Genomic DNA, 15070 nt, shown 5'->3' on the forward strand with positions numbered 1-15070 from the left:
GTGTGACCTCCTCGTCAACGCGTCCCGACGGATGCCGCGGCGTCCGCCTCGGCCAGCCGCGGTGCGACGACCTCGGCGACCCGGGCGGCGCCCGCATCCGTCATGACGATGGTGTAGTGGTTGAGCTCCGCGACCTCGGTGACGCGGAGCGCCGGCATCAGTTCTGCGTCCGCCGCCACCCGTTCGGCAGGGTACAGCGCCTCGGGCTGGTCGAGCATCCCGCGCTCCGCGCGGAGGAAGTCGACGGGGCCGGGAAGTCCGAGCAGGTCCTCCAGGTAGCCGTCGCCGCCGTCGAGCTCGAGCACGTTCTGGGCGACCGCCTCGGCGCGCGACGAGCTGCGCAGTTCGGGCTCCGCGCCGACCAGGTCGTAGGCGACGTAGTCGGCGACCCGCTCGTCCCACACCGGGCCGATCGCCGGGTGCGCCTTCCAGAACTCGGCGTACGCGTCGTGGTCGGCGAACCGCATCTCCAGCCGGGCGATCGCCGGACCGAGCACGGCGGCGGCCACCTCCTCCGGGTCCAGCCCCTCGGGGTGCGGGATCGGCAGGCCGCCGTCGACGAGCACGACCCCGGCGACGCGGTCGGGGTGCGCGGCCGCGAAGCGCACCGTCACGAACGCGCCCATCGAGTGGCCGACCACGAACGCCCGATCGATGCCGAGGGCGTCGAGCACGCGCAGCTGGTCGTCGGCGTGGTCGCGGAGCGACCACGGGCCCGGCAGGTCGGCGGAGCGGCCGCGCCCACGCAGGTCGGGCGCCACGATGCGACGGTCGGGCAGCGCGGCGGCGACGTGGTGCCACGCGCGGTGGCTCGCCGTGATGCCGTGGATGGCGAGCATCGGCACGCCCGCGGCATCCGCCCGCCACTGCCCGCCGGCGAGGTCGCCGCCGCGCACCGGCGCGGCGAAGGGCTCGGGTCCGCTCATCGCGCGCTCCATCCGCCGTCCATCGTGTAGCTGGCACCCGTCACCATGCGGGCGTCGTCGCTCGCCAGCCACCGGACGAGGCTGGCCACCTCGGTCGGCTCGACGAGGCGCTTGATCGCCGACTCGGTGAGCATGACCTTCTCGACCACGTCCTCCTCGGGGATCCCGTGCACCGTCGCCTGGTCGGCGATCTGCTTCTCGACGAGCGGCGTGCGCACGTAGCCGGGGTTCACGCAGTTCGACGTGACGCCGTGCGGCCCGCCCTCGAGGGCGGTCACCTTCGAGAGCCCCTCGAGCCCGTGCTTCGCGGCCACGTACGCCGACTTGAACGGGGAGGCCCGGAGGCCGTGCACGCTCGACAGGTTGATCACCCGACCCCAGCCGCGCTCGTACATGCCGGGCAGGGCGGCGCGGATGAGCAGGAACGGCGCCTCGAGCATGATGCGCAGGATCAGCGCGAACCGCTCGGGCTCGAACTCCTCGATCGGGCGCACGTGCTGGATGCCCGCGTTGTTGACCAGGATGTCGGCCTCCAGGGCGAGGTCGGCGAGCGCCCCGGTGTCGCCCAGGTCGACCTGCCAGGCCTCGCCGCCGATGCGCTCGGCCGCCGCCGTCGCCGCCTCGCCGTTGAGGTCGGCGATCGTCACGTGCGCGCCGGCCTCGGCGAACGCCTCGGCGCACGCGAGGCCGATGCCGCTCGCTCCCCCGGTGACGATCGCCCGTCGTCCGGACAGTCCGGTCATGAGTCCTCCCCTTCGCTGCGGCGGTCGCCCCGTCCCAGGGCGCCGCCGATGAATCGCATCATCTCGTCGAGCACGTGCTCGGGGACCGCGTCGGTGCCCGAGGCGGTCGGGTCCGCGTCGGCGCCGGGGCCGTCCCCGTTGCCCCAGAGCACCCAGCGCATGCCGATCATCTCGCCGATGCCCATGAGCGCCCACGCCGCCACGGTCGGGTCGATGTCGCCGATCTCGCCGTCCAGCTGCGCCTGGCGCAGCCCGTCGATGTAGCCCTCGACGATGCGCGTGTAGTGCAGGCGCAGCGCGCCCGGCGAGACGAACTCGGCCTCCCGCACGACCCGGTACAGGGCCGGGTGCTCGGCCGTGAAGCGGAAGAACGCCGCGAAGCCCTCGCGTTCGGCCTCGAGCCGGGAGGTCGCGCCGCGCGCACCCTCGCTCATCGCGTGCCGCACGCGCTGGTTCAGGTCCTCGACGAGCTCGTCGAACACGTCGAGCTTGGAGTCGAAGTACAGGTAGAACGTGCCCTGCCCGACGCCCGCCCGCTCGGTGATGCGCGAGACGGACGCGTCGGTGTAGCCGTGGTCGGCGAACACGTGCTCGGCGGCCTCGAGCAGTCGGCGGCGCGTCTTCTCGCCGCGCGCGGTCCGGGGCGCGGCGCTCACGCGTGTGCTCCGTCCGCCGTGGCCTCGGCCTCGCGCAGCCGCGCCGCGCGCTCCGCCAGCACCCGGCGCAGCGTCTTCGCCGCCGTGGACCGTGGGATCTCGTCGATGAAGTGGAGGTCGCGCGGGACCTTGTAGCCCGCGAGCGAGCCGCGAGCGAACTCGGTGAGCTCGGCGGCATCCGTGATCGCGCCGGGCCGGAGCACCACCCAGGCCGACCCGGCCTCACCCCATCGGTCGTCCGGCACGCCCACGACGGCGACGTCGGCGACGGCCGGGTGGGCGATGAGCACCGACTCCACCTCGGCGGGCGAGACGCCCTCGCCGCCGGAGATGTACACGTCGGTCAGCCGATCCACGATCGTGAAGTAGCCGTCCGCGTCGCGGCGGACCAGGTCGCCCGTGTGCAGCCACCCGTCACAGAGCGCGGCGGCGGTGGCCTCGGGGTCGCGGAAGTACCCGGGGAAGACGCCGGGACCGGAGACGAGGAGCTCGCCCTCGACGGCGCCGTCGAGCAGCTCGCTGGTCGCCGGATCGGCGACGGCGACGTCGACGTGCGCGTAGGGCAGGCCGGCCGAGCCGACGCGCTCGCGCGCCTCGCGGTCGGGCAGGCAGAGCACGTTCGGTGAGGCCTCGGTGAGCCCGTAGCCCTGGGTGAGCGCGACGCCCCGCGCATGCCACGTCCGCAGCAGCGCGGGCGGCATCGGGGCGCCGCCGACGACGGCGTGGCCGAGCCGCGAGAGGTCGGTGTGCGCGAAGTCCGGGTGCTGCGCCAGGAAGAGGTAGTTGGCCGGCACGCCCATCATGGTCGTGATGCCGCGCTCGGCGACGAGCCGCAGCACGCGGCCGGGGTCGAAGGTGCGCTCGAGCACGACCGTCGCACCGGACCACCACGCCAGCAGGGGCTGGATGTTCCAGCCGCCGACGTGGAACTGCGGCATCACGGCGAGCACGACGTCGTCGTCGCCGATCGGGATGGTCTTCGACAGCGAGAGGTTCGTCCAGAAGCAGTTCGCGTGGGTCAGCATCGCGCCCTTGGGCCGCGAGGTCGTGCCCGAGGTGAACACGATGAGGAGGGCGTCCTCGTCGCGCACGTCCGTCCGCGTGGCCGGCGCCTCGCGTCGCCCCCCGGGGTGCGGCAGGCGCTGCTCGACCCCGTGCGAGCCGAGCGCCGCGACGGGGAGACGACCGGCCAGGCGCCCGAGCGTCGCGCGGGCGAGCGTCTGGAACTCGTCCTCGACGAGCAGGAGCACCGGGTCGGCGATCTCGAGCTGCTCGGCCAGCTCGCGCGGCGAGAGCCGCCACGACAGCGGGACGAGCACGAGGCCCGCCTTGGCGCACGCGAAGAACACCACGACGTGGTCGGCGCTGTTGCCCGTGATCGTGGCCACGCGGTCGCCGATCGCGTAGCCCGCCGCGCGGAACGCGGCGGCCAGCCGCGTGGCGCGGTCGTCGAGTTCGCGGTACGTGACCGCCACGCCGCGGTCGTCGATCGCGACGGCGTCGGGAGCGGTCCGTGCGCGGTCCGCGGTCCAACGACCCAGGGTGCAGGCTCCGTCAGGCATCGACCGCCTCCTCCGGCTCGGCGGGGTGCTGCCGCCGACCGGTGGCGATGCGGGACGGCAGTCCCGCGATGCCGCCCGGGAGGAACAGCACCACCAGCACGAACAGCGTGCCCAGGATGAAGAGCGGCTCGGACAGCGGGATCCGGAGCACGTCGGGGAGGGCGGCGATCGCGTCCGACCCGGCGAGCGCCGTGAGCCGCTGGTCGAGCAGTGTGTAGACGATACCGCCGACGATCGCGCCCCAGCGCGCCCCCACCCCGCCGAGCACGACGATGACGAGCAGCGTCAGGGTGAAGTCGGCCGTCGCGATGCGCGGTGCCGCGCCCGACTGGAGCAGCAGGTACCCCATCCCGGCCACCGACGCGAGCACCGACGCCACGATGAACACGAGCAGCTTGACGTCGTACGGCCGCATGCCGATGACGCGCACCCGGAGCTCGTTCTCGCGGACGGCCTCGGCGACGTGGCCGGCGCGGCTGCGCTCGACCCAGAGCACGATGAGGTACACGACGACCAGGATGCCGAGCGCCATCCAGTACAGGTTGCGGGTGTCGACGACGCCCACGAGCTCGGGCGGCACGTTGGCCGTGTCGAGCGGGATGCCCTCGTCGCCGCCCGTGGCGCCGCCGGGGTTGCGCCGCACGAGCACCGAGCCGGCCTGGGCGAAGGCGAGCGTGACCATGGCGAACGAGATGCCGGTGACCCGCAGCGCGAGGGCGCCGACGGTCGCGGCGAGCACGAAGCCGAGCACGAGGGTGACGAGGATCGACGCCGTGAAGACGAGCGCGCTCGGCCACTCGGCCGGCCCGAAGGCCTCGAGCGTCATCGCGAGCCCGTAGGCGCCGGCCGCGAAGAACAGCGCGTGGCCGAACGAGAGGAGCCCGGCGAGCCCGAACATCATGCGGTAGGTGAGGGCGAGCGCCGCGATCAGCAATGCGAACGCGAGCAGCTGCAGCGTGCCGGCCGTGTAGGTGGGCCCGGGCAGCACGCCGGGGACGTCGATCGCGAGCAGGGGCAGCACGGCGAGCCCGATGACGAGCAGGATGCCGCCGACGAGCAGGCGGGTGGTCTTCGCGGTCATGCGGCGGCCTTCCCGAGGAGCCCACGCGGGCGGATGAGCAGCACGGCGGCCAGGAGGACGACGACCACGAGGTCGCCGGTGCCGCCGAGGTAGAAGTTGGCGAACTGCTGGAGCACGGCCACGAGGACGGACGCGATCGCCGCGCCCGTGAGCGAGCCGAGCCCGCCGATCACCGTGACGATGAATGCGAAGATCAACAGCACCGAGCCGAGGTGCGCCGAGACGTACCCGTAGTAGACCGAGGCCAGCACGCCGCCGAGGCCCGCCGCGGCGCCGCCGATGGCGAAGACGAGCGTGAACGAACGGCGCACGTCGATGCCGAGCGCGGTCACCATGTTCCGGTTCTCGACGCCGGCGCGGATGATGAGTCCGTACCGCGTCTTCCGGAGGAAGACCACGATGCCGCCGAGCACCAGGGCGGCGCAGGCGATGAGCAGGAAGCGGTCGTTCGGGATCCGCGCGCCGAGGATCTCGGTCGTCTGCGTGAGCCACGCCGGACGGTCGGTGTAGATCGGGTCGGTGCCCCAGATGCCCTCGAACAGGGCGACCGCGGCGAGCGAGATGCCGACCGTGACCAGCGCCTGCTCGATGTGGCGCTCGTAGAGGCGGCGGATGATGAGCACCTCGGTCAGCACGGCGACCGTGGCGCCCACCAGGATGCCGACGACGGCCGAGATCGCGAGGCCGGTCCACGTGCCGTCGGAGATCCGGCGACCGGCCTCCCAGCCGAGGAACGCGGCGATCGTCAGGAACGCGCCGTGCGCGAAGTTGAGCACGCCCATGAGGCCGTAGATGAGCGAGAGCCCGCTCGCGACGAGGAAGTAGAGCGCGCCGAGGCCGAGCCCGGTGATGAGCAGGAGGACGAGGGTGTCCATCAGGCGGCCTCCCGTTCGTCGTGGACGCCGAGGAAGCGCTGGACCCGGTCGTGGTCGTCGAGGAGCTCGTCCGCCGTGCCGGTGAAGACGACGCGACCGGAGGAGAGCACGACGACGCGCTCGGCGAGGCGCCGCACGACGAGCAGGTTCTGCTCCACGAGGAGGATCGGCGCGGTCCGTGCCGCCTCGGCGAGCGCGTCGGCCACCTCGTCGACGATGCGGGGCGCGAGCCCCTTCGTGGGCTCGTCGACGAGCAGCAGCCGGTTCTCGTTGACGAGCGCCCGGGCGAGCGAGACCATCTGCTGCTGCCCGCCCGAGAGGGTGCCGGCGCGCTGGTCGCGGCGGGCCTCCAGGTCGGGGAACAGCGAGGCAACGAGCTCGCGGCGGGGCGATCGGTCGCGTTCGGCGAGCCGCAGGTTCTCGGCGACCGTCAGCGAGCCGAAGACCTCGCGGTCCTCGGGCACGTACGCCACGCCGCGCTGCACGATGCGGTGCGTCGGCAGCCGGTCGATGCGCTCGCCCGCGAGGCGGACCTCGCCGGAGCGCTCGATGAGGCCGAGGACCGACTTGATGGTCGACGTCTTGCCGACGCCGTTGCGGCCGAGGAGGGCCGTCACGCCGCGGACCGGGACGTCGAACGAGACGTCCTCGACGACCTGCTGGCCGGCGATGCGGCCGTGGAGGCCGCGGACGGAGAGGATGGGCTCGACGTCGAGGGGCGGGTCGGGGTTCGGCGTCGGGTCGGTGGCGGGGCGGGCGCTCATGCGGCGGTCCCGAGGTATGCGGACTGGACGGTGGGGTTCGCCATGACGGCCTCCGGGGAGTCGGCGGCGAGCAGCTCGCCGTGGTGCATGACGGCGACCCGGTCGGCGAGACCGAGCACGACGTCCATGTGGTGCTCGACCATGAGGACGGTGCGCCCGCCGCGATGGAGCCCGCGGATCACCTCGGTGAGCGCCGGGACGTCGGCCGAGCCGACGCCCGCCATGGGCTCGTCGAGGAGGATCACGCGCGGCTCCATCGCGATGAGCATCGCGATCTCGACCTTGCGCTTCTCGCCGTGCGCGAGGCCCGAGGCGCCGGCGTCGGCCCGGTGGGCCATGCCGACCTCCTCGAGCGCCGCGAGGGCACGTCGGGTCGCGGCATCCGTGCGCCGCGGGGTGCGGAACACGGATGCCGCGCGGCCCTCGCGCGCCTGGGCGGCCAGCCGCACGTTCTCGAGCACGCCGAGCGCCGGGAAGAGGCTCGACGTCTGGAACGTGCGGCCGAGGCCGGCCGCGGCGCGCCGGTGCACGGGCTGCGTGGTCACGTCGGCGCCCGCGAGGCGCACGGCCCCGCCGGTCGGCCTGAGGACTCCGGAGACGACGTTGAAGAGCGTCGTCTTGCCGGCGCCGTTCGGGCCGATGACGCCGAGCATCTCGCCCTCCGGCACGGCGAGCGACACGTCCTTCAGGAGCTGTGCGCCGCCGATGCGGAGGTCGACGTGCTCGAGTTCGAGCGCCGGGTGGTCGGTCATGATCGCGATGGGGCCTTCCGTGCCTGGTGGTCGGGGTCGATCAGCCGGCGACCGGCGGGGCGACGGTGTCGGCGTCGACGGTCTCGACGAGCTCGGGAGCCCAGCCGTCGGCGCCCTCGACGAGCTTCACCTGGTACATCGGCTGGATGAGCGCGTGATCCTCGGCGCGCACGGTGACCTCGCCCTTGACCGACTCGAAGGTCCAGCCCTCGAGCGCGTCGATCATGGCGTCGACGTCGTCGCCGCCCTCGCGCACGGCCTGCACGATCATCTGCGCGGCGACGAAGCCGTCGACCGAGAAGAGGTCGGGCACGGCGCCCGCCTCGTCGAGCCGGGTGATCATCTCGTCCTCGATGTCGGTGCCCGCGGCGCCGCCGAAGTAGTGGTTGAGGAAGGAGATGTCGCCGGACGCGTCGCCGTAGGCCTGGTAGGTCGCGACGTCGCCGAGGCCGGTGACGACCGGGGCCGCGTCGAAGACGCCCTGCTGCTGCAGCGCGGTCCACATCGCGCCCGAGGAGGCGCCCGCCCACGCGACGAAGATCAGGTCGGGCTGCGCGTCGATGAGCTGCTGCGCGAACGGGGTGAACTCGGTCGCGTCCTCCGCGACGAGCACGCCCTGCACGTCGGCGCCCTGGCCGCCGAGCACCGCCTCGACGCCGGCGAGGTTGCCCTGGCCGAACGCGGTGTCCTGCGCGAACACGACGACCTTCTTGCCGTCGGGGTCGCCGATGAACGTGCCCGCGGTGGCCACGTCCTGGTAGGTCTGGCGGCCGGAGCGGAACGTGTAGTCGTTCACGCCGGTGATGGCGTCGGCCGCGGCCGGACCGGAGATGTAGAGGATCTCGTTCTGCTCGGCCTGCTCGGCGAGCGAGAGCGCGATGCCCGAGACGACCGTGCCGGCGAGCACCGTGGTGCCCTGGCCGATGAGGTCCTTGGCCTTGGCGACCGCGGTGTCGGGGTTGCCCTGGTCGTCCTCCCAGGTGACGTCGAGCTCGCGGCCGTCGACCTCGCCCGTGCCGTCCGTGGCGTAGTCGAGGCCGGCCTCGAACCCGGCGGTGTAGGCCTCGCCGTAGGCGGCGAGGGGTCCGGTCTGGGACGTGATCATGCCGATCGCGACGGGCGCGGCGTCCGCCCCGTCGGCGTCGCCTCCCCCGGCCGCGGTGGTCGGTGCGCAACCGGCCAGCGTGATCGCCGCGGCGGCGACGAGCGCCGGCGCGAGGTACTTCGGTGTAACTCGCATGCTGTGAGCCTCTCTGGGTGACGACGGTGTCGAACCTGACAGGTGGTTCAGGTCTCAGGAACGTACACTAGAGTCGATCGCGCACGACGCGCAACCCGGACCGGTGCGCCCACCCCGTGCACCCCCACCGAGACGAAGGAGTCCCACCGTCATGAGCTTCCCCGACGTCGTCATCGTCGCCGGCGCCCGCACGCCGTTCGGCCGCATCGCCGGCAACCTCGGCAGGCTGAGCGCCGTCGAGCTGGGCACGATCGCCATCCGCGGCGCCCTCGAGAAGTCCGGCGTCTCGCCCGACGACGTCGACGCCGTGATCATGGGCCAGGTGCTCCAGGCGGGTGCCGGCCAGAACCCGGCGAAGCAGTCGGCTGTGGCCGCCGGCATCCCCTGGCGCGTGCCCGCCGTCACGATCAACAAGGTCTGCCTGTCTGGCCTCGTCGCCATCGCCGACGCCGCGCGGCTCATCCGCCTCGGCGAGGCCGAGGTCGTCGTCGCCGGCGGCCAGGAGTCGATGACCAACGCCCCGCACATCCTCCCCGGCTCGCGCACGGGCCACCTCTACGGCAGCGTCGAGATGCTCGACGTCACCGCGCACGACGGCCTCACGGACGCGTTCGACCACGAGTCGATGGGCGCCTCCACCGAGCGCTTCAACGCGAGGTACGGCCTCGAGCGCGCCGAGCAGGACGAGGTCGCGGCGGCCTCGCACGTCCGTGCGGGGAAGGCCCAGGCCGACGGGCGCTTCGACGACGAGATCGTGCCGGTCGAGATCCCGCAGCGCAAGGGCGACCCGGTCGTCGTCTCCGTCGACGAGGGCGTGCGCCCCGACTCGACCCCCGAGACCCTCGCGAAGCTCCGCCCGGCGTTCGCCGAGGGCGGCGCCATCACCGCCGGGAACTCGTCGCCGATCTCCGACGGCGCGGCGGCGGTCGTCGTCGCCAGCAGGGCCTGGGCCGAGGAGCGCGGGCTCCCGTGGCTCGCCCTCGTCGGCGCGTCCGGCCAGGTCGCCGGGCCCGACAACTCGCTGCACTCGCAGCCCTCCAACGCGATCGCCGCCGCGCTCGACCGCGCCGGCTGGGAGTCCGGCGACCTCGACCTCGTCGAGATCAACGAGGCCTTCGCAGCGGTCTCGCTGCAGTCGATGAAGGACCTCTCGCTCGACCCCGAGACGGTCAACGTGCACGGCGGCGCCATCGCGCTCGGCCACCCGATCGGGGCGTCCGGTGCGCGGCTCGCGCTGCACGCCGCGCTCGAGCTCTCCCGCCGCGACCACGGGAAGGCGGCCGTCGCGCTCTGCGGCGGCGGCGGCCAGGGCGAGGCGCTCCTGCTCTCGCGCTGACCCTCCCCTCGCCGATCCTCCCCGGTCGGCGGCGCCGTGCCTGGTGCAGAATGACTCCGCGGCACGGATGACCGCCGAGCGGGGAGGGGACGCCATGAGCGGGACGACCGGACGCCCGGCGCCGACCGGACTCGACCACCGGCTGCGCCGGATGACCGGACGCGACCCCGACGAGCCGCACCGCTCCGCCACGCCCCTGGAGCTCTTCTTCGACCTCGTGTTCGTCGCCGCGTTCAGCGCCGCCGGCACGCAGACCGCGCACCTGCTCGAGCTCGGCCACGTCGCGTCGGCGACCGCCGGGTTCGTCTTCGCGGTGTTCGCGATCGCGTGGGCGTGGATCAACTACGCGTGGCTCGCGTCCGCGTACGACAACGACGACGTCTTCTTCCGCATCGCCACCATGGTCGTGATGATCGGCGTCATCGTGCTCGCGCTGGGCCTGCCGGAGTCGTTCTCGTCGATCGACGCCGGCGGCGAGCTCGAGAACCGCATCGTGGTCATCGGCTACGTCATCATGCGCGTCGCGGTCGTCGCCCTGTGGCTGCGGGCCGCCCGGCACGACCGGGCGCGACGGCCCACCGCCCTCGCCTACGCGGGCCTCGTGTCCCTCGCGCAGGTCGGCTGGATCACCCTGCTCGTCGTCCGTCCGCCCCTCGAGGGCGCCTTCGTCGCCTGGGTCGTGCTGGTGACGTTCGAGATGGCGGTCCCCTTCGTGGTCGAGCGCTACGTCGGCGGCACGCCATGGCACGCGCACCACATCGCCGAGCGCTACGGGCTGCTCGTCATCATCACGCTCGGCGAGATCGTGCTCGGCACGATCCTCGCGATCAGCGCGGTCGTCGAGGAGCAGGGATGGGACGTCGAGGCCGTCCTCGTCACGGTCGGCGGCGTGCTGCTGGCCTTCGGGCTCTGGTGGGTGTACTTCATCATGCCGTCGGCGCCCGTGCTCGAGCGGCACCGGCGCCGCGGGTTCCGGTGGGGCTACGGCCACCTCGTGGTCTTCGCGTCCCTGGCGGCGACCGGCGCCGGGCTCCACGTCGCGGCGTTCGTCATCGAGGGCACCGCGCACGTCGACGACACGCAGGCGCTGCTGACGGTCGTCGTCCCCGTGGCGGTCTTCCTGTTCGCGTTGTTCGCCCTGTACACCGCGCTGCTGCAGGAATTCGATCCCTTCCACGTGGTGCTCTTCGCGGGCAGCCTCGTGCCGCTCGCGATCGCCGTCTGGACGGTGGCGCGAGGTGCCTCCATGGGCACCGGCATCGTGATCGCGGCGCTCGCGCCCGTGGTCGTGATCGTGGGCTACGAGACGATCGGCCACCGGCACCAGGCGGCCGCCCTGGCGCGCTCGCTCGCCTGACGCCGTCGCGGCGTCGGCCGACGCCGACGGTGGGGCGGATGCCGCGGCATCCGCCCCACCCCCGGAACTGCCGACCGGTCATTGCCCGGGCCGGTTGGCGCGCAGCACCTCCAGTCGCGCGCGGTACTCCGCCTCGTCGATGTCCCCGTTCGCGAAGCGCTCGCCCAGCGTCGACTCCGCGGAGCCCGAGCGGGCCCAGGGCGGCCCGTCCGCGCCGTACCAGGCACGACGGCGCCGCGTGACGAGGAACACGAGGAGGCCGATGACGAGGATCCAGAGGATCGGGACGAACAGGAACGCCCAGCCGAATCCGGCGCCCCACGGGCCGACGTGGGTGACCGCGGACGCGGCGGCGAGGGTGGTGAGCATGTCTGACTCCTTGATCGTGCGGCCCCTGAGCGGGCCGTCGATCACAGCCTCGCGGCGCGCACCGTGCCGCACATCGGCCGGCGGGAGGCACTCGGACTACTCCCACGGGAGCATCGGCGCGAGGTGCGCGCGCTACTGCCAGCCCGGGGCGACGAGGCCGGTCTCGTATGCGACGACGACGAGCTGCACCCGGTCGCGGGCGTGCAGCTTCGCCATGATGCGGGAGACGTGCGTCTTCGCCGTCAGTGGGCTCAGCACGAGCCGCGCCGCGATCTCGTCGTTCGTGAGCCCCTGGCCCACGAGCCGCAGCACCTCGCGCTCGCGCTCGGTGAGCGCGTCGAGGGCCTCCGGATCCGGCCCCTCGCGCAGGCCGGTCGCCATGCGCTCGAGGAGCCGCCGGGTCACGCCCGGCGACAGCAGCGCGTCGCCGCCCGCCACGACGCGCACCGCGCGGATGAGGTCCGCGGGCTCGGTGTCCTTCACCAGGAAGCCGCTCGCGCCGGCGCGCACCGCGCGCGCCACGTACTCGTCCAGCTCGAAGGTCGTGACGACGACGACGTGCACCCCGGCGAGCGCCGGGTCCGCGGCGATCCGCTCCGTGGTCCACAGGCCGTCGCCGCCCGGCATCCGGATGTCCATGAGCACCACGTCGACGGGCGCGGCGCGGACGAGGTCCAGCAGCTCCTCCCCGGTCGACGCCTCGCCGACCACCTCGATGTCGGGCTCCGCCGACAGGAGGGCGCGGAAGCCGGCCCGGACGAGCAGCTGGTCGTCGGCGAGCGCCACCCGGATCATGCGACAGCGCTCCACGGAAGCCGGGCCGTGACGCGCGTGCCGCCGTGCGGCGACCGCTCGACCTGGACCGTGCCGCCGAGCAGCGCGGCCCGCTCGCGCATGCCGAGGATGCCGCTGCCCGGCACGGCGTCGTCGCTTCCCCGCCCGTCGTCGTCGACCGTGAGGAGCAGGTCGCCCTCGAGCCGCTCCACGGTGAGCACCGCCCGCGTCGCGTCCGCGTGGCGCACCACGTTCGTGAGCGCCTCCTGCGCGATCCGGTACGCCGCGAACTGCACCGCGCGGCCGGGCACCTGCTCCAGCCGGTCGACCAGCTCGACCTCGAAGCCCGGCGAGCGCACGCCGGCGACGAGCCGTGGGAGTTCGGCCAGCTCCGCCTGCGGCGCGAGCGGCGCGTCGGCGTCGGCGTCGGCGCGGATCACGCCGAGCACGCTGCGCACCTCCTCGAGCGCGGTCTTCGAGGTCGTCTTCACGTTCTCGAGCGCGGTGCGCGCCTGCTCGGGGTCGCGGTCCATGAGGTGGAGCCCGACGCTGGCCTGCACGTTGATCTGCGACAGCGCGTGCCCGATCACGTCGTGGAGCTCGCGCGCGATCCGGATCCGCTCGCGCTCCTCGGCGGTGCGCCGCCGCCGCACGGTCTCCGCGCGGAACTCGGCCGCGCGCTCGCGCCGCACGCGCACGAACGCGCCGATGCCGAAGCACGCGGCGACCAGGGCGGTCGTCGCTGCGATCCGGAACGGATGCCACGACAGGCCGAGCAGGGAGCCGAGTGCGATCGCGAGCACCCAGCCGGCCACGACCGAGACCACCGCCCACGTCAGCGCGCCGCGCGCGACCGCGAGCACGATGGCGAAGGCGAGGGCGACGTAGGGCGGGCCGACGTCCGGAGGCGTCAGGAGGTCCGCGAGCGCGAGCGCGGTGACGATCGCGACGACGGGCCCGGGCGCGCGACGCGCGCCGAGCAGCGCGAGGGGTCCGGCCACGGCGAGCGCGATCCCGAGCAGCGCGATGCCGGGCCGCAGGTGGAACCACGCGGCGACGCCGATCGTGCCGGGCACCTGCACGATCGCGCTGACGACGACGGGGACGAGCAGCGTGACCGCGGGCGGCGGGCGGAACTGCTCCGGCCGGCCCGGCCACTGGGCCGTGCCGTCCCACGTCGACAGGGGCATCCTCCGATCGTAACGCCGGCCCGCACCGGCCCGGATCCGGCGGCGGGCGTCGGCACGCGTACTCCGCAGGGAGTACGCGGACAGGCCGTGCTAGAACAGACTGACGGGCTTGACGATGTCCGCGTAGATGAGCAGCGCGCTCATGCCGCCGAGGATGACGACCATGGCGAACGTGAGCGGCATCAGCTTCGCGAGGTCGACGGGCCCGGGATCGGGCCGGCGGCGCAGCTTCGCCCAGCCGCGGCGGATGGCCTCCCAGAGCGCGCCGGCGATGTGCCCGCCGTCGAGCGGCAGCAGCGGGATCAGGTTGAAGACGAAGAGGGCCACGTTGAGCGAGGCGAGGATGCCGACGAGCCCGGCCGCGCGGGACGCGATCGGCACGTCGTCGAGGCTCGCGATCTCACCGGCGACGCGCCCCACGCCGACGACCGAGATCGGCCCGTTCGGGTCGCGTTCGTCCGGACCGAAGGCGGCGTTCGCAACATCCACCATGCGCTGCGGGAGGTTGACGATGATGCCGGCCACGGCCCGCACGTTCTCCCCGACCATGGGCAGCACGGCCGTGATCGGCTGCTGCACGGTCTCGGTCGCCGCGCCGATGCCGACGAAGCCCACCTCGACGGTCTGCGGCTCGCCGTCCGGGCCCGTGACGATCCGGCCGAACTCGTCGGTCGCGTAGCGCTCGCTCAGCATGGGCGTGACCTGCAGCGTCACCTGCTCGCCGGCGCGCTCGACGACGACCGGGATCTGCTCGCCCGGGTGCTCGCGGATGATCGCGGTGGACTCCGTCCACGAGTCGATCGCGGTGCCGTCGACCGAGACGAGCGTGTCGCCGGGCCGGATCCCCGCCTCGGCGCCCGGCGCCGCCGGGTCGCCGGGCTCGCAGGCCTGCCGCTCGCTGGTCGCCGGAAGGGCGCATTCGGAGACCGTGCCGATCGTCGTCGACGCCTGGGTGATCCCGAAGCCCATGAGCAGCACGCCGAAGAGCACGACGGCGAGCACCAGGTTCATGAACGGGCCGCCGAACATCACGATGATGCGCTTCCAGACCGGCAGGCGGTAGAAGGCGCGGTGCTCGTCGCCGGGGGTGATCGACTCCGCGCTGGAGGCGCGCGCGTCCTGCACGAGGTTCCGGAAGAACCCGGTGCTGTCCTCGCGGGTCGCGCCGTCCTTGCCGGGCGGGAACATCCCGATCATCGCGATGTAGCCGCCGAGCGGGATCGCCTTGACGCCGTACTCCGTCTCGCCCTTCCGACGGGACCATATGGTGGGCCCGAAGCCGATCATGTACTGCGTCACCTTGACGCCGAAGAGCTTGGCGGGCACCAGGTGCCCGATCTCGTGCAGGCCGATCGAGAGGGCGAGGCCGACGACGATGATGGCGACGCCGATCACGAATGCGAGCACGGATTCCACCCCGTCATCGTAGGGGCGTTCCCTAGGGG

At 73.3% G+C, this 15070-nt stretch carries 15 protein-coding genes; 2 read left to right on the plus strand and 13 right to left on the minus strand.

What is annotated here, in order from left to right; translation table 11 throughout:
- Positions 1–14 precede the first annotated feature (14 nt).
- The 9 genes from ABD230_RS13290 to ABD230_RS13330 are packed head-to-tail and all read right to left on the minus strand — an operon-like array spanning position 15 to position 8599.
- Positions 15–926: an alpha/beta hydrolase gene (locus ABD230_RS13290; protein WP_344374970.1), complete on the minus strand. Its 912-nt coding sequence runs from the start codon at positions 924–926 to the stop codon at positions 15–17.
- The gene (locus ABD230_RS13295; protein WP_344374974.1) at positions 923–1669 is read right to left on the minus strand and encodes a 3-hydroxybutyrate dehydrogenase; all 747 of its coding nucleotides are present in this window, start codon (positions 1667–1669) and stop codon (positions 923–925) included. The genes ABD230_RS13290 and ABD230_RS13295 overlap by 4 nt, the downstream gene beginning before the upstream one ends.
- Positions 1666–2325: a TetR/AcrR family transcriptional regulator gene (locus ABD230_RS13300; RefSeq protein ID WP_344374976.1), complete on the minus strand. Its 660-nt coding sequence runs from the start codon at positions 2323–2325 to the stop codon at positions 1666–1668. The genes ABD230_RS13295 and ABD230_RS13300 overlap by 4 nt, the downstream gene beginning before the upstream one ends.
- Positions 2322–3887, minus strand: a complete 1566-nt coding sequence (locus ABD230_RS13305; RefSeq protein ID WP_344374979.1) for a class I adenylate-forming enzyme family protein — start codon at positions 3885–3887, stop codon at positions 2322–2324. Before ABD230_RS13305 ends, ABD230_RS13300 begins: the two co-directional genes overlap by 4 nt.
- Positions 3880–4968 carry a branched-chain amino acid ABC transporter permease gene (locus ABD230_RS13310; protein ID WP_344374984.1) on the minus strand — a complete coding sequence of 363 codons (1089 nt, stop codon included), beginning with the start codon at positions 4966–4968 and terminating at the stop codon, positions 3880–3882. Before ABD230_RS13310 ends, ABD230_RS13305 begins: the two co-directional genes overlap by 8 nt.
- Positions 4965–5843 carry a branched-chain amino acid ABC transporter permease gene (locus ABD230_RS13315; RefSeq protein ID WP_344374985.1) on the minus strand — a complete coding sequence of 293 codons (879 nt, stop codon included), beginning with the start codon at positions 5841–5843 and terminating at the stop codon, positions 4965–4967. The genes ABD230_RS13310 and ABD230_RS13315 overlap by 4 nt, the downstream gene beginning before the upstream one ends.
- Positions 5843–6607 carry an ABC transporter ATP-binding protein gene (locus ABD230_RS13320; protein WP_344374987.1) on the minus strand — a complete coding sequence of 255 codons (765 nt, stop codon included), beginning with the start codon at positions 6605–6607 and terminating at the stop codon, positions 5843–5845. Before ABD230_RS13320 ends, ABD230_RS13315 begins: the two co-directional genes overlap by 1 nt.
- On the minus strand, positions 6604–7359 hold the full coding sequence (locus tag ABD230_RS13325; RefSeq protein WP_344374991.1) for an ABC transporter ATP-binding protein: 756 nt from the start codon (positions 7357–7359) through the stop codon (positions 6604–6606). Before ABD230_RS13325 ends, ABD230_RS13320 begins: the two co-directional genes overlap by 4 nt.
- Positions 7360–7399: 40 nt before the next feature.
- Complete coding sequence (locus ABD230_RS13330; RefSeq protein WP_344374994.1) at positions 7400–8599, minus strand: substrate-binding domain-containing protein; 1200 nt, start codon at positions 8597–8599, stop codon at positions 7400–7402.
- 151 nt (positions 8600–8750) lie between these two features.
- On the opposite strand from ABD230_RS13330, the gene ABD230_RS13335 reads away from it, so the two are divergent.
- The gene (locus tag ABD230_RS13335) at positions 8751–9935 is read left to right on the plus strand and encodes an acetyl-CoA C-acetyltransferase (RefSeq protein WP_344374998.1); all 1185 of its coding nucleotides are present in this window, start codon (positions 8751–8753) and stop codon (positions 9933–9935) included.
- Between the two features lie 94 nt (positions 9936–10029).
- Positions 10030–11292, plus strand: a complete 1263-nt coding sequence (locus tag ABD230_RS13340) for a low temperature requirement protein A (RefSeq protein WP_344375002.1) — start codon at positions 10030–10032, stop codon at positions 11290–11292.
- A 78-nt stretch (positions 11293–11370) separates the two neighbouring features.
- On the opposite strand, the gene ABD230_RS13345 is transcribed toward ABD230_RS13340, so the two are convergent.
- The 4 genes from ABD230_RS13345 to ABD230_RS13360 all read right to left on the minus strand — a co-directional run bounded on the left by ABD230_RS13345 (position 11371) and on the right by ABD230_RS13360 (position 15041).
- A complete protein-coding gene (locus ABD230_RS13345) occupies positions 11371–11661 on the minus strand; it encodes an SHOCT domain-containing protein (protein WP_344375006.1) in 291 nt (96 codons plus the stop codon).
- A gap of 132 nt (positions 11662–11793) precedes the next feature.
- Positions 11794–12456, minus strand: coding sequence for a response regulator (locus ABD230_RS13350; RefSeq protein WP_344375009.1), 663 nt, complete (start codon positions 12454–12456; stop codon positions 11794–11796).
- Complete coding sequence (locus tag ABD230_RS13355) at positions 12453–13625, minus strand: sensor histidine kinase (RefSeq protein ID WP_344375012.1); 1173 nt, start codon at positions 13623–13625, stop codon at positions 12453–12455. Before ABD230_RS13355 ends, ABD230_RS13350 begins: the two co-directional genes overlap by 4 nt.
- Positions 13626–13715: 90 nt before the next feature.
- Positions 13716–15041, minus strand: a complete 1326-nt coding sequence (locus tag ABD230_RS13360; protein ID WP_344375015.1) for a M50 family metallopeptidase — start codon at positions 15039–15041, stop codon at positions 13716–13718.
- Between the last annotated feature and the right edge of the window lie 29 nt (positions 15042–15070).

Source organism: Agromyces tropicus (genome assembly GCF_039531345.1).
Lineage (GTDB): Bacteria > Actinomycetota > Actinomycetes > Actinomycetales > Microbacteriaceae > Agromyces > Agromyces tropicus.